Below are 24,965 nucleotides of genomic sequence, written 5' to 3' on the forward strand. Positions count from 1 at the left end.
AATATTCGGGAGAGTTAACGTGAAACCGTTCTGGGAACCAACGTCTGAACGCGCAGCCAATGCTCGTATCAGCCATTACGCCCGCTGGCTGGCGGACCGCTCGGAAAACACTACCTTCAGTGATTACGATTCACTCTGGCAGTGGTCCGTAAGTAATATTGAAGAGTTTTGGGAGAGTATCTGGGACTACTTTGAAGTGGAGTCCCCGGCGCGATACTCAAGTGTTCTGGATAGCCGCAAAATGCCAGGCGCCAAATGGTTCTCGGGCGCACAGGTGAACTATGTAAACCAGGTGTTTAAAAATGCGGGGCGAAATCGTCCCGCCATTATTTTTGAGGACGAAGCGGGCAATAGGCAGGATATCTCCTGGCAGGAACTGGAGAAACAGGTGGCATCCCTGGCCTCGTCTCTGAAGGCTTTAGGTGTTGGCGAGGGCGATCGTGTCGCGGCTTTCTTACCCAACCGCCCTGAAACCATTGTCGCTTTCCTGGCCTGTGCCAGCGTTGGCGCTGTCTGGTCTGTGTGTTCGCCGGATATGGGAGTCATTAGTGTCCTGGATCGTTTTCGGCAAATCGAGCCGAAAGTACTGATCGCGTGCGATGGCTACAGCTATAACGGAAAGGTTTACGACCGTAGAGAGGTCGTCAGGCAGATCCGGAAGCAACTGCCCTCCGTGAGGCACTTTGTGCCTGTTGACGTATTGAAAACCGAAGGCGCACCTGTCAGGGAGGAAGAGACTCTTAGCTGGTCCAAACTGGTTTCTGACTCGGTTGAATTCCAGCCAGAGTGGCTGCCATTTGATCACCCGCTCTGGATTGTCTATTCATCCGGAACAACCGGCAAACCCAAGCCGATTGTCCATGGCCATGGTGGCATCATCCTTTCAATGTCAGTGAGTCTGGGTTTCCATAATGATCTTGGTGCCCAGGACCGATATCACTGGTACTCCACTACCGGTTGGATTATGTGGAACTGTCAGGTAGGTGGGCTGCTGGTTGGAAGTACAGTCTGTATCTACGATGGCAGCCCGGGGTATCCCGATCTCGGCCGGCTCTGGCGATTCGCAGGTGATGCCGATGTCACGCTTTTTGGTGCAGGTGCCGCTTTTTACGAATCCTGTATGAAAGGTGGCGTCCAGCCAACCAAGGAAGCTGACCTATCGAGTCTGCACACCATCGGGTCCACCGGTTCTCCATTGGCACCGGATTGTTACGAATGGATACAGGAGCAACTGGGTAAGGATGTTTGGATCGCTCCCATGTCTGGTGGGACCGACCTTGCTGGTCCCTTTATCGGGGGCAATCCGACCTTACCTGTCTACAAGGGAGAGATGCAGTGTCGGGTACTCGGTGCTGCTGTTCATGCCTTTGATGATGCCGGGAAGCAGGTTATTGATGAAGTCGGGGAGCTGGTCTGCACGGAGCCCATGCCCTGCATGCCATTGTACTTCTGGAATGACAAAGGCGACGAGCGTTACTACTCGAGTTACTTTGACACCTTTCCGGGGGTCTGGCGCCATGGCGACTGGATGAGCGTCACGCCTCGCGGTGGAGTTATTATCTACGGCCGTTCAGACGCCACGATTAATCGCCATGGCATCAGGATGGGCACCAGTGAGCTGTATCAAGCCATAGAGGTGTTGCCTGAGGTGGTGGACAGCCTGGTGGTGGACTTGGAGTTTCTTGGCAAACAGTCCTACATGCCGCTTTTTGTCGTGCTCAAAGAGGGAGTAGTACTTGATCAGAACCTCTGTGAGGACATCAAATCGCGTATCCGCAATGCGCTGACCGCAAGGCACGTCCCTAACGATATTTTCGCCGTACCAGCGGTGCCCAGAACCCTGTCTGGCAAGAAGCTCGAAGTGCCGATAAAAAAAGTGCTTCTTGGTGAACCCCTGGGGCAGGTGGTTAACCGGGATTCGCTGGCCAATCCGGAAAGTCTCGAATGGTACAGACATTTTGCAGAGCGATTTCTGAGCAACGCTTAAGGTCGGGGTTGATTTTTTTGTCTCTCAGAACGTTTTCTCAGAATTGTCAAATTTCGAAAGGTGAAAAAGTATGTCGGAAACTGATATTCCAACGGTAAAGCTCCTGATCGATGGCGAGTTTATTGAATCCCAAACTGATCAATGGCGCGATGTAGTCAATCCGGCCACCCAGCAAGTGCTGGCTCGGGTGCCGTTTGCGACCAAAGATGAGATTCAGCGTGCCGTGGGAAGTGCGAACAAGGCGTTTCAGCGCTGGAAACAGACTCCAATTGGTGCCCGTGCAAGAATTTTTCTGAAATACCAGCAGCTTATTCGTGAAAATATGAAGGAGCTGGCGGCTCTGCTGACCGCTGAGCAGGGCAAGACTCTGGCTGATGCCGAAGGCGATGTCTTCCGTGGCCTGGAGGTGGTAGAGCATGCTTCCGCTGTTGGTAACCTGCAGCTGGGCGAGCATGCAAACAATGTCGCTGGCGGTGTGAACACCTATACGCTACTCAAACCTATCGGTGTCTGTGCCGGTATTACACCATTCAACTTTCCGGCAATGATTCCCTTGTGGATGTTCCCGATGGCCATTGCGACGGGTAATACGTTCGTTCTCAAGCCGTCCGAACAGGATCCCATGGTGACCATGCGTCTGGTTGAGTTGGCTCTGGAAGCGGGAATTCCGGCGGGTGTTCTGAACGTCATTCATGGAGGTGAAGATGCGGTTAACGGTGTCTGTGACCACCCGGATATCAAAGCCATTTCCTTTGTTGGCTCGACTCATGTAGGTACTCATGTCTACCACCGTGCTTCCCAATCCGGTAAGCGAGTGCAGTGTATGATGGGGGCGAAGAACCATGGTGTGGTTCTGCCAGACGCGAACAAAGATCAAACCCTGAACAACATCGTCGGTGCTTCTTTTGGCGCTGCGGGACAGCGCTGTATGGCGTTGCCGGTCATGGTTCTTGTCGGTGAGGCCCAGAATTGGCTGCCCGATATGATTGAAAGAGCGAAGGCGCTAAAGGTTGGCGCTGGCGTTGAGGATGGAACCGATGTTGGCCCTGTTATCTCAAAGTCCGCGCTGGATCGCATTCATAGCCTTATCCAAAAAGGAGTGGATGAGGGGGCTGAGTTGGTTCTCGACGGTCGTAATCCAGAGGTTGAGGGCTATGACAACGGCAACTTCGTTGGCCCCACGATTTTTGCCAATGTAACGGCGGATATGACGGTCTATCAGCAGGAAATTTTCGGCCCGGTATTGTGTGTGGTTAACGTAGACACCCTGGACGAAGCCATCGAGTTTGTTAACCGTAACCCGCACGGCAATGGCACGGCGGTATTTACCCGTTCCGGTGGCGCAGCCCACCGTTTCGAAGAGCACATTGATGTAGGGCAGGTAGGTATCAACGTACCGATTCCCGTGCCAGTGCCATTGTTCTCTTTCAGCGGCTCGCGAGGTTCGAAGCTTGGTGATCTTGGTCCATACGGTAAACAGGTTATCCAATTCTATACCCAAGCCAAGACTGTTACTGCTCGCTGGTTTGATGAAGACGATGTGGGTGCTGGAGTGAATACCACCATTACCCTGAAATAACGAAAGGTATTTGTCTATGAAAGTGCTGGTCGCTGTTAAGAGAGTGATTGACTACAACGTGAAGGCGAGAGTCAAGCCGGACAAGTCCGGCGTCGATCTGAATAATGTCAAAATGTCCATGAATCCGTTCTGCGAGATTGCGGTGGAAGAGGCCGTCAGGCTCAAGGAAAAGGGCATAGCTTCTGAAATTATTGTGGTGTCCGTGGGTAACAAGGCGTCTCAAGAGCAGCTTCGCACGGCAATGGCGCTGGGAGCAGATCGGGCCATTTTAATTGAAACTGAAGATGGCCACAGCGCCCTGCCGATCGCCAAGCTGCTCAAAAGCGTGGTCGATAAAGAGCAACCTGACCTGATCTTGCTGGGCAAGCAGTCGATCGATAGTGATAACAACCAGACTGGCCAAATGCTGGCAGCGCTGGCCGGTTATCCCCAGGCGACGTTTGCCTCAGAAATCGACATCGTGGACGGCAAAGCAAAGGTTACTCGCGAAGTAGACGGTGGGCTTCAAACGGTGGAGTTGACTCTACCAGCCATTGTGACGACGGATCTTCGGCTGAATGAGCCGCGGTATGCCTCGTTGCCCAATATTATGAAAGCCAAGAAAAAAACCTTGGAAACCGTGACCCCGAAAGACCTGGGCGTGGACACCGGTTCCACGTTGCAGATCGTGGAGGTTGAAGCGCCGGCGACCCGCTCCGCTGGTATCCGGGTTGCAGACGTTGACGAGCTTGTCGATAGACTTAAAAATGAAGCTAGGGTGATCTAAATGCGCATTCTTGTTATTGCAGAGCACGATAATGTCGAACTTAACGGGGCAACGCGTAGCGCCCTAGCGGCTGCGAAAGAAATAAGGCCAGAGGGTATCTCGGTGCTCGTGGCCGGCCACAATTGCGGTGCTGTAGCAGAGCAGGTAGCCCAGTGCGACGGCGTGAACACAGTGGTTGTTTGCGACAATGCGGCCTATGAGCACCAGCTTCCGGAAAAAATTGCGGATCTGGTAGTTGAAATAAGTAAAGGTGCGAGCCATATTCTTGTCTCTGCCACAACCTGGGGCAAAAGCTTTATGCCCCGGGTTGCAGCGCTGCTGGATGTTGATCAGATCTCTGAGATTATTTCCGTATTGGATGAAGAAACCTTTAAACGTCCAATATACGCTGGTAATGCGATTGCGACGGTCAAATCTTCTGCTGATGTTAAAGTGATCACAGTAAGGGCAACGGCGTTCGACCCGGTATCTGCCAAGGACGAACCGGCTACTATCGAAAATAGCGACTTGGTACTGAGTAACGATAAAGCCAGGTTTGTCGATGAGCAGCTTACAACATCAGATCGACCAGATCTGGCAGCGGCGGACATCGTCGTTTCAGGTGGCCGTGGCATGCAAAGTGGAGACAACTTCAAACTGCTTTACAGTCTGGCTGATAAGTTTGGGGCGGCCGTAGGGGCATCCCGGGCAGCTGTTGATGCGGGATTTGTCTCCAATGACCTGCAAGTGGGCCAGACGGGCAAGATCGTGGCGCCGAAACTATATGTGGCAGTAGGGATTTCTGGTGCTATCCAGCATCTGGCGGGTATGTCCGACTCAAAGGTCATTGTGGCCATCAACAAGGACGAGGAAGCGCCGATCTTCCAGGTCGCGGATTATGGGCTGGTAGCGGATCTTTTCGAGGCCGTGCCGGAGTTAGAACGCAAGCTTTGAAGTGCTAAGGCCTGCCAGATGGAGGCGCTCTGATTCAGAGACAGAAGTGTTTTTGAGCAGGTGCCTCCGCCGCGACGAATTATAAGTGGGCCCGCGATCACATACCGATAGCTCAGCGCGCCCAATATTCCCCTCAGATCGCCTATGTCAGTCCCATCAGCTAACCCATCCGCCTGAGATTGAGCGACAGACAGACCAGATCCAAGTCTCCCGCCACGGAAGCATAAAGCGCATTGATCACTATTAGAGTGACTGGTGCAAAAAAATCGTGCACATAACTGAGCCTTATTGTGTATTTGATTTCCAATTCTTGCCGAGAGTGGCCCGCATGAGTTGTGCTTATCTATGGCATTTCACTCACCTTTGTCTGATAGACGAGGATCGCGCCCACAACCATCACCAATGCCGTGATGGCCAGCAAATTGGCTGGCGAAGTACCTGCACCCAGAAGGAAACCGGCCAGAGCCGGACTGGCTATCGCGCCCATGCGCCCGATTCCGTAGCACCATCCGAGCCCTGTGGTCCGGATTTGTGGGGGATAGATGGTCAACGCCAGTGTGTACATGTTGGAGAAGCCGCCCATCATGGTCATTCCCACAAGGAAACAGATTGTCCACACCAACGGCATGGCCACCGAATCGTTTCGGATTGTGAGGCTGAGGACGATCATGAGTACTGTAGTGGCAAGGAAGCAGGCAGCAATCAGGTAGTTCAGCGTAAATTTCCTGGAGAACCAGCCGATGGCAAAAGTTCCCAGTATTGAGCCGAGAGCGAGAACCACCACCGAATGAATGCTCTGCTCCAGGGGAATGCCCACATCGACAAAAATCTTTGGCAGCCAGCTCGTGAGGAAGTAGCTCACGCCAAACATGAGCCCGAATGCAGCCCATATGATAACGGTAGCCCGGCGCCTTCCTGCTTTTACCAAGGACTTTAGGTTGGCTGACTCAGCTTTTTTGGCGACATCCGGGAGCTCGGAGATTTCGGGTTGTCTGATGTATTTCAGGATACGGTTAATTTTTAGCAGAGCTGTGTCCCGTTTGCGGGCCAGTAGAAATATGATCGACTCTGGTACGACCGCGTAGAACAGCACGCCCATGAACATTGTTGCTATACCTAAAGAAAGATAGAGCGCTTGCCAGCCAATTGTGGGGATTAGCCAGGCCGCGATGAATCCACCGACCATTGCGCCAACTGAAGTGCCGGCCACCATCGCAGCAATGGCGAAGTTGCGATGATTCTTAGGCGCGAACTCGCCGAAAAAACCGGGGGAAACTGTCATTAAGGTTCCCAGGCCCAAGCCAGCCATGAATCGTAATGCGATGAGTGTAGTTACCGTCTGGGCGTAGAAGACCGCGCTGGTTGCTATGCCGGCTACCATAAAGGCTGTGCTGATGACTTTGCGTCGCCCGTAAATGTCTGCCAGAGGTGCTAGGAACATGGCGCCTAGAGTCATTCCAATCATACCGGCGCTGAAAACGAATCCCAGTTCTTCGGAGCTGAGTGCCCAATCCTCAGCGATTGCGGGACCGCTGAAGGAGATGACAAAAATATCGATGCCGTCGAGCATCATCCCGAGAAAGCCAATGATCAGAATGACGATCTGAATCGGCGTTATGTTGCGTGAATCGAGAACCTCTTTGTTCATACTATTCTCCCATTGAGTCGCGAGGACCAGTAATTACGCGCCTGAGTTCATATAATGAACAAGACATAATGGAAGCATACTATATTGAGGGTTCAAGAGCTGCGGAGCTCAACCTCTTGTTCTGGAGACACGGGTTGGGCTGCACTTTAGCCATAAAAGAGTGTGTTTATTGATGGAATACCGCGCCAGCTTTCGAAGCGTGGGGCGAAAATGAATAAACGAAGTAAATTGGAGGCGTCGCGCCGCCTCACACTAACATGTATCGGGCATTGCTTTGCTGGTCGAGTGGATGCGGCGATTGATTTTCTGGCGTCGGACGCAACTCGGTGGGTGGCCGGAGATCCCAGTAAAGTCAATGTGTCGGGTTTGAAGAATAGGCCAAGAATCGAGCGTAAGCTTGTATGACTCCGTAAGGCCTGCCCAAATGGCATGGAAGGATCATTGATGGTGTGACGGCCAAGGATGAGCGTGTGTGCGTGAGTGCATTGACACATTGCGCCAATTTTCGTCAAGGTCTATCGAGTGCTGGCCGTCGCTATGCACCACCACTGTCTCGCAATACCCTACACATTCTTGATACTGCAGAAAGCTTGGCTAATTTCTTCTAATTTTTAGGTATAAAATATATCTGCGTACAAAATTTATCAATCGCAGAACTTTTTGTTTTGTGTTGATCTGCTTTCCGATCGGTCAAGCCCTTGCCTCGATAAAGTCCCTATTTGCCCTTTGCGTGTTCATAAATGCGTCGTCCGTGACCGGTCTTGCGTTTAGATGTTGGGGTTGCATTCTGCCATCAAAGTAGTATGCTTGCGTATGAATATGGTTTGCCATGACCGGGTGAAGGGTTCTAATCGTTATGACTAAAAAAACAACACAACTATCGAGGGCAGAAGGTATTCCACTGGCTCGGCTCGCTGAGATGCGCTGGATTGGCGATGTTCCTTCTGTCGGAGCGCAAATGCATCCCAAACGTCCCGCTCTGGTTTTTGCTGAAAGGGGGACTACGCTGACATACGCTGAGCTTGAACAGTACTCAAACGCTTTCGCAGAAGAGCTGGTCTCTCGTGGTTATCGGGAAGGAGATCGGGTTGCCTACCTGGGGCGAAATAGTGATTTGTATTATCCGGTGTTGTTCGGTTCCATTCGGGCCGGTGTGGTGCTGGTCCCATTAAATTGGAGGCAGTCAGCTGGCGAGATCGCCTATCAGCTGGAGGATTCCGGCGCGTGTTGGTTGCTGGTCGATCAGGAACTGGAATCGCTGGCTTCTGAAGCTGTAGGTCAGGTTGCTGGGACGTTACCCATGATGCGCATTGATGGCGATGATGGCGACGCTGAGCACTTGCGAGCGAGACTCAGGGATAATGTTTCGGCTCCGGTAAGAGTTGCCGGTCATGAAGCCGAGCAGACGGTTTTGCAGGTTTATACAAGTGGTACTACCGGGAAGGCCAAAGGTGTTCTGATTTCGCATAAATCCATGTCGATTGCGCGTCATGCTGAGACCATTTCTCCAGATTGGGCCAACTGGATCGAGGGAGGCATAAGTCTCTCCGCGATGCCCAATTTTCATATGGGGGGTATGTCATGGGTAATGATGGGATTGGTCAGGTTAGGGACCGTCATTATTACGGCCGATCCGCAACCATCTAATATGTTGCGTCTGATGCATGAGTACGGAGTAGAGCACAGTTTTATTGTGCCTACAGTTATTCGCGCAATTGTTGATGAGCTCAAGTCGAGCAACTCCGCTGTCCCGGGTATCAAGGGGATTTATTACGGAGCCATGCCGATGAGCGAGATGTTGTTGCATGAAGCTATGGAGTTGTTTGGCAGCACTTGCCAGTTTGGTCACTTCTTTGGAATGACCGAGTTGACTGGGCCGGCAACTTATTTGCCTCCTTCGGAGCACGATCTGAAACGTCCACATCTACTCAAATCGGTTGGTCGTCCCATCGCTGGAATGAGCCTGGAAATCCGTGATCCTGACGGGCGTGTGGTGCCCGTGGGCCAGCCAGGAGAAATATGGATCAAAGCGCCCACCCTGATGCAGGGTTACTGGCGAAAGCCTGAATTGACCCAGGAGGTTGTGCAGGACGGGTGGTATGCGACAGGAGATGGTGGGTACCTCGATGAGAACGGCTTTCTTTTTCTTACCGACCGAATCAAGGATATGATCGTTAGCGGAGGTGAGAATATCTATCCAATAGAGGTGGAAGAAGCCCTTCTTCATCACCCGGCCGTTTTGTCCGCTGCAGTTGTTGGTTTGCCAGATGATCGTTGGGGAGAAAGTGTGGTGGCCGTGTTGGAGCTGCGCCCTGGTCTTGAGGTGACCGCCGAGGATGTTCGCTCTGTCGTCCGCAGTCGGATTGCGGCCTACAAATGTCCAAAAACCATACTTTTCGACGAGTTACCACGCACCGCATCCGGCAAGGTTCAGCGTAGCAAATTGCGAAAACAAATTATCGAGAGAAAGGATGCAGGTGCATGAGGCCTCTGAGGGGCGCTCATGGCTCGCGACAGTGCTGAGTAGTGATTAAAAGTTAGAAATGCCCCTCGGGTGGTTCTTTCCTTTCGGTATCTATGAGGATAAAACAATGAAAGATGCAAAGTCTTCCCAAATCAAGGCGCCTGTCTCAAAGGTCAGCCCCTCGGTGGAGGATCTGTTTGACCAGGACTCGCGTCCATTGCCTGTGGCGTTAAAATCCCGAGGTAATTATGAGCCGGGTTTAAAGAGAATTTCACCGCGTCGTTATTACGATCCGGCTGTTGCGAAGCTGGAGAAGGAGCGGCTTTGGCTGAAGACATGGCAGTTTGCCTGTCGTGAAGAAGATATTCCCGAGATAGGTGATCGTGTTCCCTATGATGTGGGTGATCTTTCTTTTTTTATTGTCCGCAGTGCTGAAAACAAATTCAAAGCCTTTTACAACACATGCCTGCACCGTGGTACCCGTTTGTGCGATGGGCAGGGTGGCGGCGAACATATCCGTTGTCCTTTCCATGGCTGGGAGTGGAACACTGACGGAAGCTTACATCATGTTCCCAGCGCCTGGGACTTCCCAATCGTCACGGATAAACCTGACGAATTTCGATTGCCGGAAGCGCAAGTGGCGACTTGGGGGGGGTTTATCTTTATCAATCCTGATCCTGATGCCCGTCCCTTTGAGCCAAATCTGGGAGTGCTGCCAGAACATTTTCGTTCTTGGGAGCCGGAAAACCACTTCACCTACGCCCATGTTAGCAAACGTATTAATGCAAACTGGAAAGTGGCGCTGGAGGCTTTCCTAGAGTCTTACCATGTGGTGGAAACACATTCGGATGCGCTTCCCTTCACTGGTGATGTGACCACTCAATACGATATCTGGGATGACGGAGTCAGCCATATCAGTCGTCTGATTACCCCATTAGGGGTTCCAAGCGTGCACTTGGGGGATGAGGCTTCACGTGAGGCGGCATTGCAGGGCGTCGCGATGTTTATGGCGATGGGCGCTGGCGTTGAACCGGTCAAAATCGACTCGGCAGAGGATGGCCGAAGCAAGCTCGCAGAATGGCGAAGGCAGACCATGGGGACTGCATTGCAGAGAGATTTCTCTCATCTTTCCGATGCCGAACTGGTGGATACGGTGCAGTACTTCATGTTTCCGAACTTTTGCCCCTGGTACGGAGAAGGGCTGCCCCTAGTTTATCAGTTCCTGCCTTATGGGGATGACCCTAACCAATCGGTCATGAATATTAGAATCTTGGCGCCGGTTCCGGGCAATGGTGCTCCAAGGCCTCCTTCCGCCCAGATTGTCGAGTTGGGCCTGGACGATCCGTTCACCGGTAATGTCCCTGAATTCGGAGCATTAACCCATGTAGTCGACCAGGACATGGTCAACATGCCATCTATACAAAAAGGCCTTAAGGGTGCGAGTCGCTCAATGCATAGCGTGGTTCTTGGGCGCTATCAGGAGTGTCGTATTGCCCACTTTCATGAGGTGTTGGGTAAGGTCTTAGGGTTGGCTGAAGGTGAGTAGCGAAAAGTCAGTTGAATCCAGTGGCGGGGTATTTACCGACATATTGCCACTGAGTGAATTGCCACCCGGCGGTCAGCATGTCCATCTAGTGGGTATGACGCGCATCTTGGTGTGTCATACCGAATCGGGTGAACTGTTTGCCGTGTTCGATGTGTGCCCCCATGCGCGCCAGCCACTGGCAGGTGGGCGTGTCACAGGCAATAAGATCATCTGCCCGAAACATGGTGCATGTTTCGACTTGCAGAGTGGTTCGCCACTGAATGGTGTAACAAAGGCAAGCTTGGAAACGCTGCCTGTAAGGGTCACTAGTGGTCGTATTGAGGTGTATTTGCCCAAAGCAAGTTGATAATTGGTGTAGACAGGACCTGTCTGAGGGTCTTGCTGCGTTTGACAATGTAACGAAATGGAGAGTAGACGAATGACGAAGTCACTTGATGGGAAAGTCGTGATTGTAACCGGCGCTGGCCGAGGTGTAGGTGCGGAAATTGCCAAGCTTGCCGCTCGTGAAGGCGCGAAAGTGGTAGTCAACGACCTGGGCGGCGACGAGCGTGGTGAGGGCGGAACCTTGAGTACCGCGCAAGAGGTCGTGAAGGCAATCGAGAGCGAGGGCGGCCAAGCGGTAGCTAACGGCGCTAATGTCGCGAGCTGGCAGGGTGCGCATGATCTGGTCGATATGGCGATTGATACTTATGGCCGATTGGATGGCGTGGTTAACAATGCCGGCGTTTTGCGCGATGGCATCTTCCACAAGATGAGTGAGGCTGATTGGGACGCGGTAGTTGATGTAAACCTGAAGGGGTGCTTTAACGTGTCTCGTGCTGCTGCGCCCCATCTCAAGGCACAAAATAGTGGGGCTTTTGTGCATATGGCCTCCACTAGTGGCCTGATCGGTAATCTTGGGCAAGTTAACTATGGCGCTGCCAAAATGGGGGTCATTGCACTGTCAAAATGTATTGCTCTGGATATGGAGCGTTTCAATGTTCGCTCGAACTGCATTGCACCGTTCGCTTACACACGCCTGGTCGCGACTATCCCGGACGACACCGAATACAATCGTGAGCGGCTTGAAAAAGTGAAGCAAATGACACCAGACAAGATTGCTCCTTTAGTAATCGCCCTAATCGGTGATGGTGCCACTGATACTAACGCTCAAGTCTTTGGGGTCAGGCGTAATGAAATTTTCCTGTTCAACCAGCCGCGTCCTGTTCGCTCAGTGCATACCGCAGAAGGCTGGACTCCGGAAAGCGTTCTGAAAACCGCACTGCCAAGCCTCCGTGGTTCTTACATGCCGCTTGAGAAATCCCCAGATGTTTTCAGCTGGGATCCGATCTAACTCTGTAAATGATCGAGCCTTGCGTGTCAGGAAAATGCAGCCGGCGTTTTCCTGACGTTTCTCTGGATATTAGAAGTATGGTGCCTTATGGCTGTTGCTTTGGATAGTGAAAGCAAAAGTATCATCAACGCGACCTTACAGCGCTTTGTTGCAGATTCCTATGATTTTAGCGCTCGCAGCCAACGGCTGGCTGAGCCTCTGAACTACCTTCAGTTCTGGCCGGTGTTGGCTGACTTGGGGGTATTGAGCTTGCCTTTAGACGAAGCACAAGGTGGCTTGGGCGGGCATGCTTCAGATATTGCCGATGCAGCGATGACCCTGGCTCCTGGGCTGATTCTAGAGCCTTTTACAGATGCTGCGGTGATCGGCGGGAGCGTACTTGGCTCGGTTGGGACGTCGGTTCAACCTCACATCAATCGATTGATCAATGGAGAAGCTTTTGGTGTCCTTCTCGGCGGGCGCGGTGGTGACCCCGGTCAGTTGAAGGTGAGTCGTGACGGTGACGGTTACCGACTGGATGGTGAGTTGAAGGTGCAGCCGTATGCGTCAGAAGCTGATTTTTGGCTGATTGCTGCGCATGACGTCGAAGGGTGTTCGCAGGTGGTCCTATTCGCCACCCCTGATGAAATTGATGTGCCACTGCATTCCTACAGGCTAATGGATGACCGACCGGCCTGTGATCTATGGTTCGAGCGGGTATTGTTAACTGATGAGGCGCTATTGCTCAAAGGCTCCGAGGCGAACCAGGCTCTAAAGCGAGCTCGTGCGTTAGCTGTCTGCTCACTGGCTGCTGAGGCGGTTGGTATTTTGGCCAGCCTCGTGACGGCTACCGGGGAGTATTTGAACGAGCGTCAGCAGTTTGGAGTGCCGTTGAGCAACTTTCAGGCACTGCAGCACCGTCTCGCTGACATGCACATCGGGTATTTAGAAGCGCGAGCGCTTGTCGATAAATTGGCTCTGGCTGTTGAACAGAGTGAGGATGATGAAGTCCGCTGGCTTAGCTATGCGGTGACCAGCATTATTGAACGTTCCAGCAGATCCATTGGTCACGAGTCGATTCAAATGCATGGTGGAATGGGAGTTACGGATGAGTTGGTCGTCAGCCACTTCCATAAGCGCCTGGTCGTTCTCGTTCACCAAATGCGGGGTTGGGTTGAGCATGATGTCGAGGCAACGGAGTGGCGTCATGAAGCGAGTCTTGATGCTGGGGGCTCAGTTGAAAGCGATTTCGATGAGACAGCATTTCGACGGGAGGTCCGGGAGTTTGTCGCAACACATTTGAAGCCGGAAACACGGGCCAAGGTTCAGAATGGCTTGTATCTGGAAAAATCTGATTATGTTGATTGGCAGAAGGCACTGCGCGAAAAAGGCTGGTTTGGCGCTGCGTGGCCTGTTGAGGCAGGAGGGAAGGGATGGAGTATTCTACAAGAGCACGTGTTTTTGCAGGAATGCGCACTAGGTGCTGCTCCGATGATCATCCCGTACGGCGTCAATATGCTCGGTCCGGTGTTGTACACGTTTGGCAATGAGGAGCAGAAACGCCGCTATTTGCCCGGAATTCTGAATAGCGATACCTGGTGGTGTCAGGGTTACTCCGAGCCCAATGCAGGGTCGGATTTGGCAGCTTTGAAAACACGTGCCGTACGTGATGGTGACTTCTGGGTAGTCAATGGTACTAAGATGTGGACCACCGAGGCGCAGTGGGCAGATATGATGCATTGCCTGGTGCGGACCGAGAGCACCGGCAAGAAACAGGCGGGCATCAGTTTTCTGTTGATCGACATGAACACCCCCGGTATCACTATTGAGCCGATCATAACGCTGGACGGTGTTCATCATACTAATCAGGTATTCCTCGATAATGTCAGAGTGCCGGTAGAGAATCTCGTCGGCGAGGAGGGTGCCGGCTGGACCATGGCGAAATATCTCTTGTCTCGGGAGCGCGGATTCATTGCAGATACTGGCAACAAGCTGCGAATGATGGCTCAGATCCGGATGAGCGTATCTCAACGTTCCAAAGACTTTATTGGTAACCGGGAATTGCAAAAGGCGCGCTTACTTGAACTAGAAGCTTCGCTGGCTGCTTTGATAGAGCTTGAGCGGTCCTATATTAACGATTGGATGCGGGGACGCGATGATGGCATCGGCGCTTCAGTCCTGAAGGTGCGCAGTACAGAGCTGCTTCAGCGAATGGCTGAGTTCTGGAGCGACTCTTTAGGACCATATGGTCAGTGCTACGACCCGGCTTTGCGCCTGGACGGCGAGGGGCTGTCAGATAGTGATCCTACGGTCCAGGCCGCGAGTGTTAATTATTCCTATTTGTATAGTCGTTGCTGGTCGATTTTTGGAGGAACCAACGAGGTTCAGCGCAATATTATTGCTGCACGATTACTGCGTAATTGACGAGGAGATTCTGATCATGACTCAGCGACGTTTATACAATAGTGACCATGAGCAGTTTCGCGACATGGTTCGACGCTTCATCGCAACTGAGATCACCCCATTTCATTCACAGTGGGAACATAACGGAATCGTGCCCAGGGAACTCTGGCGCAAGGCGGGTGAGACTGGGCTGCTCGGCTGTTCCATTCCGGAACAATATGGAGGTTCCGGAGCGGATGAGCTCTTCAATTTTGTGCTGGTTGAGGAGTTGGCACGCGCAGGGGTAACCGGACCGGGATTCGCTATCCACAACGAAATGGTTATGCCCTATATCCTGGCTTTTGGTACTGAGGAACAAAAGCAGCACTGGTTGCCTCAAATGGTTCGCGGTGAGGTAATTGGGTCTCTTGGGCTGACCGAGCCGCATGCCGGTAGCGACCTGCGTAACATTCGGACCAGGGCTGTACGCGATGGAGACGAGTACGTTATTAATGGCCAGAAGACCTTTATTTCCAATGGTCAGCTGTGCGATGTGATCGTACTGGCTACGAAGACCGATCCCGATGCCAAGGGTGGGGGGATTTCTCTGATTATCGTCGAAGCCAGTCGAGCTGGTTTTGTCCGTGGCCGAAAACTGGAGAAAATTGGACTCAAGGCTCAGGATACCTCCGAACTGTTCTTCGAGGATGTGAGGGTGCCAGCGAGTAATCTTTTAGGCCCTGAGCATGGCGGTTTCAAATTAATGATGAAGAACCTCGCCCAAGAGCGGCTGACCCAAGCGGTCCGTTCGGCGGTTGTGGTGGAGACGGCGATCGACTATACCTTGGACTATGCAGTGGATCGCAAGATGTTCGGGCAGACCTTGGCCGATTTTCAGAATACTCAATTCAAGCTTGCCGAACTGAAAGCCGAGGCGGCTGTGGCCAGGGTATTCGTGGATCATTGCATTGAGCAGTTCCGAGCTGGCGAATTGACATCTACCGAGGCAGCAATAGCAAAGATGACTTTGTCTAATCTGCATTGCAAGGTGGTTGACGAGTGCCTCCAATTGTTTGGTGGCTGGGGGTATATGTGGGAGTATCCAATTGCCCGCGCCTATGCTGATGCGCGCATTGTTCGCATAGCTGGCGGCTCTAATGAAGTGATGAAACAGATCATCGCGCGTAAAATGCTCGAAGAGCGAACTTCGGGAAGTATCTGATCTAGATTTGTTCAGAAACGGGCGGTTACCCTTCTCAAGAGTCGGTAACCGCCAAAACCCAATAAATCACTGGTATAGACTAGGCTTGCATTCCCCCGTCCACGGCAAGGGATTGACCGGTGATATAGGATGCTTTGGATGACAGAAGAAACGTCACCGCTTCCGCTATTTCACCTGCTTGTCCGACTCGGCGCAACGGAATGGCTTTTTTGATCTTCTCGATATGCTCGGACGTGAGTTCATTCTGCATTACTGCGCTGCCGAGTCCGGCATCGACCCAGCCCGGGCCAACACAGTTTGCTCTGACTGAATGACGGCCTTCTTCCTTTGCAACCCCTCTGAACAGCATCTCAATCGCTGCTTTTGGTGCCGCCGAACAGATATCCCGAGTGGGAACCCTTTCAACAGCAGCCGTGATCACCGCGGCATACGCCCCACCGGATTTTTTCAGATAAGGCAAAGTGCCGTGTACGAGGTTGAAGGCGCCTCCGACATCCGTCTGAACGACTCTTGCCCATTCTGAGGGTGCGAGCTGCGAGATTAACTGAAAATGGATTGCCGGTCCTGCAGCGTAAACTACTGAATGTATTCTACCGAACTCCTGTTCAGCTGCAGCAGCGATTTTTTCAACGGCCCCGGGTTCGCACAAGTCAAGCTTCACAGCTTTGGCTTGCCGGCCAAGATCTCGTACGGCTTTTGCAACCTCTTCCGCTGCCTGCTCGTTGGAGTTGTACGTCAGCAAAACATCCGATCCGGCTCGTGCAAGACTCAGACAAACCGCCGCGCCTATTCCGCCACTTCCGCCCGCTACGATTGCAACACCTTCGGTAAATGCGCCATCCCGGCTAGAATTATCATCACTATTTTTCATGCTATGCCTCTCTATTTGCAGTGGGGGAATTGAAATGCGTGCCTGAATGAGATGTTCATCGCTATGTTGCTGATTTGATATTCATGCATTCGTTTTATCGTGCTTCTGGTTGTTCAAGCTTCGACATAGAATAATGCGTCGGATTTGCACATTATTGTTGTCGCAACTCCAATTGCGTTATGCTAGCATACAGTATGTACAAATCAATAAATTTCTTGGATTGAGCTACAGGTAAGTTCTATTAGGTAAAGCAAGAGTTTCAAGTTGGGTTGTTACGCATGTAAAAGCTAATAGGTGTATGCGATGAGCTATGATAACTATTCAAAATTGGGCGTTGAGATAAAAGATGGTGTGGCTACCGTAACTCTCCAAAGCGGAGAGCGGTTTAATGGAATCAATTGGGAGATTCACCAGGAGCTGGGCACTATATTTCCTGATCTGGAGCGTGACGACAATGTCAATGTGATCGTTTTGACCGGGGCTGGCGGAACCTTTTGTGCTGGAGCCAATTTGCATTGGCTGAAAGGTCAGCTGAAGAGCCCTCCAGCAGCAATGAAGGCTCGAAAAGAAGGGCGAGCAATTATTTTGGGTATGGTCGACTGCCCGAAGCCCATAATTGCGCGGGTAAATGGAGATGCGGTTGGCCTCGGTGCCACGTTAGCCTTGTTCGCGGACATTATTGTGGCCGTCGATACGGCTACGATATCCGATCCGCATGTCAATATCGGGTTGGTCGCTGGTGACGGCGGAGCCTTGATATGGCCTCTTCTAATTGGTTACGCGCGAGCAAAGGAATTTCTTCTAACGGGTAACAAAGTGCCTGCTGTTGAGGCCGCTCGCATAGGTTTGATCAATTATGCGGTGCCCAAAGAGGAGCTGAATCAGACGGTTGAGCGTTTTGCGAGCAAACTTGCTGGTGGTGCATCTATGGCTATCCAGATGACTAAGACCGTAACCAATATTCCGTTGCGGCAGGCTGTAGAGAGTGTTTTGGAAACGTCGCTAGCTTATGAGAGTTTGACGCTCAGGAGTGATGATGTATGTGAGGGGGTAGATGCGTTCTTGAATCGTCGCATGCCTGAGTTTAGAGGCCGCTAAGCCGATGTTTGGCCTGTCCATCATGAGTCCTCGAGCCTGCTTGTTGAGGGTAGTCAGGTCAAAACATGATGTCTAATTCCGCTGGGGGCCAGGGTGAAGGTTTCGAAACATCCGGCATTTCGTCTGTTCAAATCTTATAGCTCTATAACAGATGAGTTCTATTGAGTTTGAACGGTTTGGGCGGTTTCTTCAGGTTGCAATTACGAGTGATGGTCCTGAGGAGCGATTCCTTGGATGATCGGCGGTACGGTCTACCGTGGTGCCCGACTCAGATAACATGTTTTCATTGAGCCGTTCGCGAGCTTGGCACCTCAATATCGCGAGCACAGGCCTAGTTCGGGGAAAAGTCAGTGAACAAAAAAACTGGCTAATGTCTTAAAGGATTGTCTATCGTCCGGCCTTTTTCGATTGGTTTTTGGGTAGAAAGTATGGTAGTGTAAAAGTGTAATGTTCGTGGAAAAGTCGTCGATGTAAGGTTCAGCTTCGAAATCTAAATTTTATTCTTGTGATTGTTGGAAGGTGAACGATCAGAACAATAATTGGCTGATTCTTTTGAATGCCCGCGCTTTCGTTTTCTAAGCAGGTTGCGATTTAAACATTTAACTATTGATAAGTGTGTAAAAGTTATGGAAGAGAATTGGGATCAGAGACTCGGTTTTCTGATGCACGATGTCTCCCGGTTGAGGCGTGTAGTTTTTGATGCTTTGATGAAACCTACCGGTGTTACACGATCGCAGTGGTGGGTATTGGCTTACCTATCTCGTCACGATGGAATGACGCAAAGTGATCTTGCTAGCATGCTTGAACTCGGGAAAGCCGCTCTTGGGGGAATTATCGATCGACTTGAAAAATCAGGATTCGTCCTACGTAACCCTGACCCAGTTGATCGCCGGATAAAGCGGATTCACCTAACGAGTTCAGGGAAATTGACAATCAAAGAAATGCAGTCCCTCAGCCATGATTTGAGTGAAGAGATTCTTCAGGGGCTTGACGAGCAAGAGCGGCTTCATTTGGCTAAAATGCTGAACGTCGTGAAGAGGAACTTGGTTTCTATCAAGAAGGAGAACGGGGTCAGTTCCTGAATCCTTTATGCGCTGATGAAGAAAGAAACCGCGCCGTTTGAATGGCCTGTGATGCAAATCAAACTTAGGCTAACTATTCCAAATAGGGGTGATTCCAATTCTTTGTTCCTTTCACTGGGTTCTAGCCCGTTTCCACGGACGGTTTAAAACGGCTGACAACTTCCGGTCCTGAGCGGCAACTCTACGTCGCATTCTGGGGTTATCGAATCGCTCAATGTAATATTACAGGCGCGTTTCCCTGTGGTTGCCAAACGGCCATCTCAAGCGCTCTGATCACCATAGGCCGGCCGGCTGGTCTTGACGGTGATCTAGACCAGTCAACGATCAGCTTGCTGAACAGGTCGAGAACCACGCAGAGAAAAAGCTTTCCTTCTTTCTGGGTATCGCAATGATATCCGTCACCCACCTTATGTCTGGATCCAGAGCAGAGAACTTTCGCTCCAGATGATTCCTGATACCCGGTGGCCGTAAGATGGACGTCCCAAACGCCCGCATTTCTCGCGTGGCCACCCCTGAATGCCGTTTTTGGCCATCAATCGTGCAACATGATTCAGACTGATTGGAGCGCCTTCACCAACCAGGCCCTCGTGCATGCGGGATGAGCCAATTATGCCGCCGCTATCGTCATGAATCTCACTAATGCGAGACAGCAAGTGCTGGCTATTGCTAGCGAAGGATGCATGGGCTTGCCTTATGGGACATTGTGCTTGCGTTAGGGGACCGCATGGCTGGCCTTGGTTCCCTAATAATGAATGATGGCCTAACATCCAATTTGATAGTCAAAAAGCTATTACTCGGAACAGTCAGCTGAGTATCGATCAAATAACATTAGGGGTATAACTATATGGACAAACATCAAGAACAAAAATCGCAGCACATGGCTGCCCAGCCACGTGTTTTAACGGGATCCAACCCCTTCGAACTTGACCCGGAAAATGATTATTTAGCACCGCCAAAGCACGACGTCCCTCTGTGGAGTGAGACGATGTTCTTCATGGTTTGGAGCCCTGAGCAAGAGGTGGGGGTTTGGCTTCACGTGGGAGTTGTGCCAGAGGATAAAACCATGTGGTGGGCGCAAACCTTTGTGATGTTGCCCGATGGGGTTGTTTTGGTTGATAGGTCTTTTGGGCGGCCTAGCGATAAATTTGGCCCAGAAACCGGCAATCTCAGTATCAAGTGTACTGAGCCGCACCGACGGTGGTTACTTAAGTTTGATGGTGCAGGTGAGGTTTCCTCGACTTCGGATCTGGCTAAAGGGTTGGTGGGAGCCGGTGTTGCTTCGCCTTTCCAGTTTGAGATTGAATTAGAAGCTAAGGTGCCTGTTTACGACATGCATGCAGGAATGGGGGCGGAAATTGACTGGGATGTTGGTAGCCTGCATCAGGAGCAGGGGTTTGCAGCACAGGGGACTCTCAGCGCCTTGGGTAAGGAATGGACTATCGAAGGGGCGGCAATTCGTGACCATTCGCGTGGCGAGCGCCATTTTGCTCGTTGGGGGGGGCACGTTTGGAATTATACCATTTGGCCGCAGAGTCAGAGAGCTCTCTGTGTATTTACTATGTGGTCTCCTCAGACTGAATCAACGGCAACTGTCGTGATGATAATGGAAAATGGGCAAACAGAATTGTGCAGTGATTTTGTTATCACTGGCATGGAGCGACCGGGAGGGAATCCGAAAAAGTTGGAGTTAAAAATTGTGCGCACCGACGGAAGCGAGCTCAGGCTAGAGGGCCAAGTCTTACATAACGTAACCATGACATACGTCGAGCCAAATCATAATTTAAACGGCGTCTATATCGATCCCAGGGAAGATCTTGACGCAACGATAGCTGACGAATCCGTCGTGCGATGGACCTGGCCGGATGGTGATGTCGGTTACGGCAATTTTGAGCGGGGCTTTCGACCATCTATTTTGCCCCGGACAAAGATTCCTTTACCGGCAACTTCGCGATACTTTGATGATAAATGATCGATTGATCTTTTAAGGCGCTCTAATTGAGCGCTAATAGATCTAAATTGACGTTTTGCTTATCTGAGTCCGAACAACTGAAGAAAGTTAAGTTGTGATAGTCATGGCGGGCAAAAAAGCAGAAACGTCAATTGGTGGTTTTAATTTTATTATACCGGCATTACATAGGTTAATTATGACGTATGTAATGCCACTCATAAATCCACAAGGAAGCATGCATAGATTTGGGGCAGAACAGATTTTAGCGGCGCGGGTTACAGGGGGCTCTGTTGTTCCTTTGGCTTTCTAAGAGATGAGTTGTGTCCCGAGAATATGGTAGAAGATACATATTTATGTGTTGAATATTCCGAAATAATCCTTACCTAATCTGTGCATTTTATAATAATTTTAGTAGGTATCAAAGATGGCAATAAAAAACGACTATGACACTGATGTTATTAAAGAAAAGCTTGAAGGCTGGTTAGAAAACAAAATCACCTCTGCAGGAGGTTTGCGTATAAATAATATCAATATACCGCAGGCCAGTGGCCTTTCGGCTGTAACCATTATCTTTGATGCCAGTTGGATCGAAAACGGAGTCGAGGTGACTCGGAATCTTGTGGCACGAGCAATTCCGAGGGAAGAAGGAATATTCCAAACGGCTGACTTGATTCGGGAGTTTGAGCTATTTCAAGCCTTAAATGATCTCAGCAATGTGCCAATTCCTGCACCATTTAAAATCGAAACCAATGATGATTCAGTTCTAGGTATGCCGTTTTTTGTGATGGAGGCAGTTCCCGGACTTGTGGCGAGTGATGATCCGCCATATACAGCCGAGGGCTGGGTTATGGACTTGAATGACAAGCAAAGAGAAATATTGGCTGACAATAGTCTCCAGGCTTTGCTAAAAATACAGGATGTAGACTATCAATCACTTGGCCTCGATTGGCTCGATGATGGTGCAATGGGTGCACCGGACATAGAAAAAAAGCTAGATGCGTGGAAGGATTTTTATGATTGGTGTCGAAATGGTCAAAAAATACAGCTTATTGATGATGCGCTCTCGTGGCTGTATGAGCACAAGCCCTCTACGGAAAGTGAGACAGTTATCAGTTGGGGCGATGCCCGTCTTGGAAACATGATCATTAATGAAGACCTCAGTGTCGCAGCTGTGATCGACTGGGAAATGGTTGGACTGGGATGTCGTGAAATTGATCTGGCCTGGTGGATTTTTACGCGCCGATTTCATACCCAAGCCGTGGATATTCCATTGCCCGGTGGTTTTCCATCTGACGAGGCAATTATTCAGCGTTATACCGAGCTTACTTCACACAAACCCAAAAATCTCGACTACTACATCATATTTGCCGGTCTTCGACTCTCAATCATTTTTTTCAGAATAGCGAATCTGATGATAGATCATGGCTTGTTGCCAGAAGACTCTGTGATGGCGTCAAATAATCCGGCGATAAAATTACTTGCTGTATCTATGAAAAGAGACGTACCGGAAGGCGAAGCGATTGATTTTGTGGGAAATCGAAGCTGACTCTGAAAATAGATTAAAACGGAATATTCAGATCTGCGCTTGAGCTTGCCCATGAATTCCGGCCAGCATGAAATATTCTTAGCGTTTTGGGGATGTTATGTTTCGTCAAACAAAAATTCGACATTACGCCAAGTTTATGGAGCTCCGAGGGCATCCTGTAGATGAGGTCCTTCGAGGCAGCCATATTAATAGAAATACGCTTGATGATTCAACATTGCTGATAAGCTTTGCACAGTACCAAACAGTTATCGGCAATATGATTCGTCTAACCGGAAACCAAGGAATTGGATTCGATATTGGTAGTGATTTCGAGCTTGCAGATTTTGGAGTCGTTGGACACGCAATGATTTCAGCACCAACAGCTAGGCACGCTGTTGAGTTGTGGACTCGTTATAGCAATACACTTGTTGGTACACACATCATGACGGAGTTGGTAGAGCAGCATGATGATACTTGGTCTTTGAATATTGAAGAAATGAGGCCGATGGGCTTTGTGTATAACTTTGGTGTCGAAGAAATTGTCATGATAGTAATGAAGGCAGGTGCTGCCCTGACTCATCAGGCGGTAATACCAAAGGCTTTGTATTTATCTTATGCGGCGCCGGTTCATCAAGAAGTTTATCAGCGGTATTTGCCCTGTCCGGTTCATTTTAATTCAAGATCAACGCGTTTAGTTTTCGAGAAATTGCCTTTGTCGCAGCCACTTAGAAGTGCAGATTCAGAACTCAATACCATCTGTTTACGGCACTGCCGCCAGATTATGAAGCATATCTCGGAAACCAAGCCGTTCTCCTCCAGAATTCGAAACCTGTTGTTGAATCAACGGCAAGGTGGAGCCTCGCTGGAAGTAGTTTCTCAATTGCTGGGTATGAGCCCTCGTGGTGTTCGGCGTTATCTTCGAGAAGAAGGCTATACCTTTACCGACTTGGTAAAAGAAATTCGTGGTGAATTGGCGAAGGAGTATTTGCGAACTTCGGATATGGCAGCAAAAGAAATAGCTTATGCTTTGGGGTTCCAGGATACGAACGCTTTCCGTAGGGCTTTTAAGTCGTGGACAGGTTTAACAATTAATGAGTATCGAGATAAAGTCAGGGACTAACCAGTCACTGCAGGAGTCAGATACTTTGATGGAAGTTAGTGTCTTGCTCTATGGGCCACCATGCTTGCGCTTAAGGCCTAACGCCCTCTGATTACTTGTTCCAAAGTTTTCTTTACTTATACTTAATGCTGTAGTGAATTGTTCGCTTCGAATAGCAATAAAAATAATATGGAATACTAAAATGATACTCTTTAAAAAACTCATGAATGTATGCCTGCTCAGTACAGCCATAAATTATTCCGCTAGTGTTCGATTATGGAAGCGAGTAGAACAAAATGGCGTGACTAAAAAACGTCAGAAAATTCTGCAGGAGATTCCAGTTACTAACAGTAACGTGTTGTAGGAAGTGTGTGGCTATTTCGGTACAAGCGCCCAATTTTGTCCAATGAATGCCTAGCTAGTCTGTTGTCGAATGTCAGGACAATTTTGGTTGTTTGAATAAATATTTTTAAACATTGGATCTAGCTTTATTTTGGTTTTCGATAATTGAATTGATATTGAGTTTAAACTGTAGGATTCATCGGGAGTAAAAATTATGTACGAGGATGGTTTTAACCCTAGGGCATTTAAGGTTTGCGCATGGACCGGATTTGTGTTCTGTTTTCTTTGGGTGTTTGCTGCGACTTATGTTGCTAATGGGGTTTATATTTTACCTCCATCCGCAGCGGATTCGGTTGCAAAGACTCTTGGAGATTATACGTCCAATCTGGTGTCGATCCGTTTCGCTGCTACAATCATGATATTCACAAGTATATTTTATACTACTTGGGGCATGGTTGTTTCGTTTTTGCCTAAGAAAGTAGAAGGTGATTACCCCTTGATGTATTACGTCCAAGTGGTAAGTCTTGCTGCTTGTGTCGTGGTCGTTCTTTTGATCGGATATTTTTGGGGTGTCGCCTCATGGCGTGCTGGAGAAACTACTCCAGAAATAACCCAACTTCTAAATGATATCGGTTGGCTAGGTGTATTGTTTACTGGGGCACCATTTGGTCTGTATCAAATCGCGTTGGCGGTGGTGATCTTAAATGATAAATCTTCAAACCCGGTTTATCCGCGCTGGTCGGGTTATTTCAATTTGTTTTGTGCATTTTTTATGTTTGAAGCGGCCCTGGTACTGTTTTTTAAAACCGGACCGTTTTCTTTGAATGGTCTATTTGTTTTTTACATTCCCATGGTCGTTTTCTTCTTCTGGATTGCTCTCTTCTCAGTGCTGGCAATCCGCGCGGTCAATGCTGAGGTACAGTTAAGAGAGCGCAAAAAAAAATATCAAGAGAGTAACGATGCTTCGAATTCTATTTCGGCGGCGTGAGTAATCTCTAGTATCAAAAAAGCTTTGACAGTTTATTGCTCATCACATGGCATAGTTCAATAAACTGACGTTAATGCGGTGGCGATTTGTCTTAAGAACTGGTTTCTGTGTTCGCCGACGCAAAGGAACTTAGTGGATAAGGAAAATCAGTAGATGGACTTGGTGGATTGGCG

Annotated in this window: 18 protein-coding genes and 1 pseudogene; 16 read left to right on the forward strand and 3 right to left on the reverse strand. The window is 50.0% G+C overall.

The features are described from left to right. Nucleotides 1-19 precede the first annotated feature (19 nt). The 4 genes from CFT65_RS03435 to CFT65_RS03450 all read left to right on the forward strand — a co-directional run bounded on the left by CFT65_RS03435 (nt 20) and on the right by CFT65_RS03450 (nt 5,265). Nucleotides 20-1,987 (forward strand): acetoacetate--CoA ligase, encoded by a 1,968-nt coding sequence (locus CFT65_RS03435; RefSeq protein ID WP_216360404.1) that lies wholly within the window; start codon nt 20-22, stop codon nt 1,985-1,987. Between the two features lie 70 nt (nt 1,988-2,057). Continuing rightward, entirely contained in the window at nt 2,058-3,566 is a 1,509-nt protein-coding gene (locus CFT65_RS03440) for a CoA-acylating methylmalonate-semialdehyde dehydrogenase (protein ID WP_088826622.1), read from the forward strand. 16 nt (nt 3,567-3,582) lie between these two features. Further along, a complete protein-coding gene (locus CFT65_RS03445; protein ID WP_088826623.1) occupies nt 3,583-4,332 on the forward strand; it encodes an electron transfer flavoprotein subunit beta/FixA family protein in 750 nt (249 codons plus the stop codon). Next, nucleotides 4,333-5,265 (forward strand): electron transfer flavoprotein subunit alpha/FixB family protein, encoded by a 933-nt coding sequence (locus CFT65_RS03450; protein ID WP_088826624.1) that lies wholly within the window; start codon nt 4,333-4,335, stop codon nt 5,263-5,265. Nucleotides 5,266-5,608: 343 nt separating this feature from the next. On the opposite strand, the gene CFT65_RS03455 is transcribed toward CFT65_RS03450, so the two are convergent. Then, the gene (locus tag CFT65_RS03455; RefSeq protein ID WP_088826625.1) at nt 5,609-6,913 is read right to left on the reverse strand and encodes an MFS transporter; all 1,305 of its coding nucleotides are present in this window, start codon (nt 6,911-6,913) and stop codon (nt 5,609-5,611) included. Nucleotides 6,914-7,769: 856 nt separating this feature from the next. On the opposite strand from CFT65_RS03455, the gene CFT65_RS03460 reads away from it, so the two are divergent. The 6 genes from CFT65_RS03460 to CFT65_RS03485 all read left to right on the forward strand — a co-directional run bounded on the left by CFT65_RS03460 (nt 7,770) and on the right by CFT65_RS03485 (nt 15,839). Beyond that, entirely contained in the window at nt 7,770-9,398 is a 1,629-nt protein-coding gene (locus tag CFT65_RS03460; RefSeq protein WP_088826626.1) for a class I adenylate-forming enzyme family protein, read from the forward strand. Nucleotides 9,399-9,504: 106 nt separating this feature from the next. Next, nucleotides 9,505-10,923 (forward strand): aromatic ring-hydroxylating oxygenase subunit alpha, encoded by a 1,419-nt coding sequence (locus CFT65_RS03465; protein ID WP_172408414.1) that lies wholly within the window; start codon nt 9,505-9,507, stop codon nt 10,921-10,923. A gap of 88 nt (nt 10,924-11,011) precedes the next feature. Then, the gene (locus tag CFT65_RS19495; RefSeq protein WP_416376646.1) at nt 11,012-11,269 is read left to right on the forward strand and encodes a Rieske (2Fe-2S) protein; all 258 of its coding nucleotides are present in this window, start codon (nt 11,012-11,014) and stop codon (nt 11,267-11,269) included. 72 nt (nt 11,270-11,341) lie between these two features. Beyond that, nucleotides 11,342-12,256, forward strand: a complete 915-nt coding sequence (locus CFT65_RS03475; RefSeq protein WP_088826629.1) for an SDR family NAD(P)-dependent oxidoreductase — start codon at nt 11,342-11,344, stop codon at nt 12,254-12,256. Between the two features lie 87 nt (nt 12,257-12,343). Beyond that, the gene (locus CFT65_RS03480) at nt 12,344-14,659 is read left to right on the forward strand and encodes an acyl-CoA dehydrogenase family protein (protein ID WP_088826630.1); all 2,316 of its coding nucleotides are present in this window, start codon (nt 12,344-12,346) and stop codon (nt 14,657-14,659) included. Between the two features lie 16 nt (nt 14,660-14,675). Beyond that, complete coding sequence (locus CFT65_RS03485; RefSeq protein ID WP_088828143.1) at nt 14,676-15,839, forward strand: acyl-CoA dehydrogenase family protein; 1,164 nt, start codon at nt 14,676-14,678, stop codon at nt 15,837-15,839. Nucleotides 15,840-15,918: 79 nt separating this feature from the next. Here CFT65_RS03485 and CFT65_RS03490 read toward each other — a convergent pair whose 3' ends face one another. Then, a complete protein-coding gene (locus CFT65_RS03490) occupies nt 15,919-16,710 on the reverse strand; it encodes an SDR family NAD(P)-dependent oxidoreductase (protein ID WP_088826631.1) in 792 nt (263 codons plus the stop codon). Between the two features lie 303 nt (nt 16,711-17,013). Between CFT65_RS03490 and CFT65_RS03495 the strand changes: the two genes are divergently transcribed. Further along, a complete protein-coding gene (locus tag CFT65_RS03495) occupies nt 17,014-17,808 on the forward strand; it encodes an enoyl-CoA hydratase/isomerase family protein (protein ID WP_088826632.1) in 795 nt (264 codons plus the stop codon). Nucleotides 17,809-18,347: 539 nt separating this feature from the next. Further along, entirely contained in the window at nt 18,348-18,890 is a 543-nt protein-coding gene (locus tag CFT65_RS03500; RefSeq protein ID WP_216360405.1) for a MarR family winged helix-turn-helix transcriptional regulator, read from the forward strand. Nucleotides 18,891-19,001: 111 nt separating this feature from the next. Here CFT65_RS03500 and CFT65_RS19175 read toward each other — a convergent pair. Further along, nucleotides 19,002-19,552 (reverse strand): annotated as a pseudogene (locus tag CFT65_RS19175) (IS3 family transposase); the annotation flags it as partial. A gap of 182 nt (nt 19,553-19,734) precedes the next feature. Between CFT65_RS19175 and CFT65_RS03510 the strand changes: the two are divergent. The 4 genes from CFT65_RS03510 (at nt 19,735) to CFT65_RS03525 (ending at nt 24,792) form a co-directional block, all read left to right on the forward strand. Beyond that, nucleotides 19,735-20,859, forward strand: a complete 1,125-nt coding sequence (locus tag CFT65_RS03510) for a hypothetical protein (protein ID WP_088826634.1) — start codon at nt 19,735-19,737, stop codon at nt 20,857-20,859. A 403-nt stretch (nt 20,860-21,262) separates the two neighbouring features. Continuing rightward, nucleotides 21,263-22,384, forward strand: a complete 1,122-nt coding sequence (locus tag CFT65_RS03515) for a phosphotransferase family protein (protein ID WP_088826635.1) — start codon at nt 21,263-21,265, stop codon at nt 22,382-22,384. A 97-nt stretch (nt 22,385-22,481) separates the two neighbouring features. Continuing rightward, the gene (locus CFT65_RS03520) at nt 22,482-23,483 is read left to right on the forward strand and encodes an AraC family transcriptional regulator (protein ID WP_088826636.1); all 1,002 of its coding nucleotides are present in this window, start codon (nt 22,482-22,484) and stop codon (nt 23,481-23,483) included. Between the two features lie 535 nt (nt 23,484-24,018). Continuing rightward, entirely contained in the window at nt 24,019-24,792 is a 774-nt protein-coding gene (locus tag CFT65_RS03525) for a hypothetical protein (RefSeq protein WP_088826637.1), read from the forward strand. The last annotated feature ends 173 nt before the right edge of the window (nt 24,793-24,965 follow it).

This window comes from Marinobacter sp. es.048 (assembly GCF_900188435.1).
GTDB lineage: Bacteria > Pseudomonadota > Gammaproteobacteria > Pseudomonadales > Oleiphilaceae > Marinobacter.

Coding starts and splice junctions, on each gene's coding strand:
- CFT65_RS03440 (WP_088826622.1), top strand. CDS start 2,058: ATGTCGGAAACTGATATTCCAACGGTAAAGCTCCTGATCGATGGCGAG.
- CFT65_RS03445 (WP_088826623.1), top strand. CDS start 3,583: ATGAAAGTGCTGGTCGCTGTTAAGAGAGTGATTGACTACAACGTGAAG.
- CFT65_RS03450 (WP_088826624.1), top strand. CDS start 4,333: ATGCGCATTCTTGTTATTGCAGAGCACGATAATGTCGAACTTAACGGG.
- CFT65_RS03455 (WP_088826625.1), bottom strand. CDS start 6,913: ATGAACAAAGAGGTTCTCGATTCACGCAACATAACGCCGATTCAGATC.
- CFT65_RS03460 (WP_088826626.1), top strand. CDS start 7,770: ATGACTAAAAAAACAACACAACTATCGAGGGCAGAAGGTATTCCACTG.
- CFT65_RS03465 (WP_172408414.1), top strand. CDS start 9,505: ATGAAAGATGCAAAGTCTTCCCAAATCAAGGCGCCTGTCTCAAAGGTC.
- CFT65_RS03475 (WP_088826629.1), top strand. CDS start 11,342: ATGACGAAGTCACTTGATGGGAAAGTCGTGATTGTAACCGGCGCTGGC.
- CFT65_RS03480 (WP_088826630.1), top strand. CDS start 12,344: ATGGCTGTTGCTTTGGATAGTGAAAGCAAAAGTATCATCAACGCGACC.
- CFT65_RS03485 (WP_088828143.1), top strand. CDS start 14,676: ATGACTCAGCGACGTTTATACAATAGTGACCATGAGCAGTTTCGCGAC.
- CFT65_RS03490 (WP_088826631.1), bottom strand. CDS start 16,710: ATGAAAAATAGTGATGATAATTCTAGCCGGGATGGCGCATTTACCGAA.
- CFT65_RS03495 (WP_088826632.1), top strand. CDS start 17,014: ATGAGCTATGATAACTATTCAAAATTGGGCGTTGAGATAAAAGATGGT.
- CFT65_RS03510 (WP_088826634.1), top strand. CDS start 19,735: ATGGACAAACATCAAGAACAAAAATCGCAGCACATGGCTGCCCAGCCA.
- CFT65_RS03515 (WP_088826635.1), top strand. CDS start 21,263: ATGGCAATAAAAAACGACTATGACACTGATGTTATTAAAGAAAAGCTT.
- CFT65_RS03520 (WP_088826636.1), top strand. CDS start 22,482: ATGTTTCGTCAAACAAAAATTCGACATTACGCCAAGTTTATGGAGCTC.
- CFT65_RS03525 (WP_088826637.1), top strand. CDS start 24,019: ATGTACGAGGATGGTTTTAACCCTAGGGCATTTAAGGTTTGCGCATGG.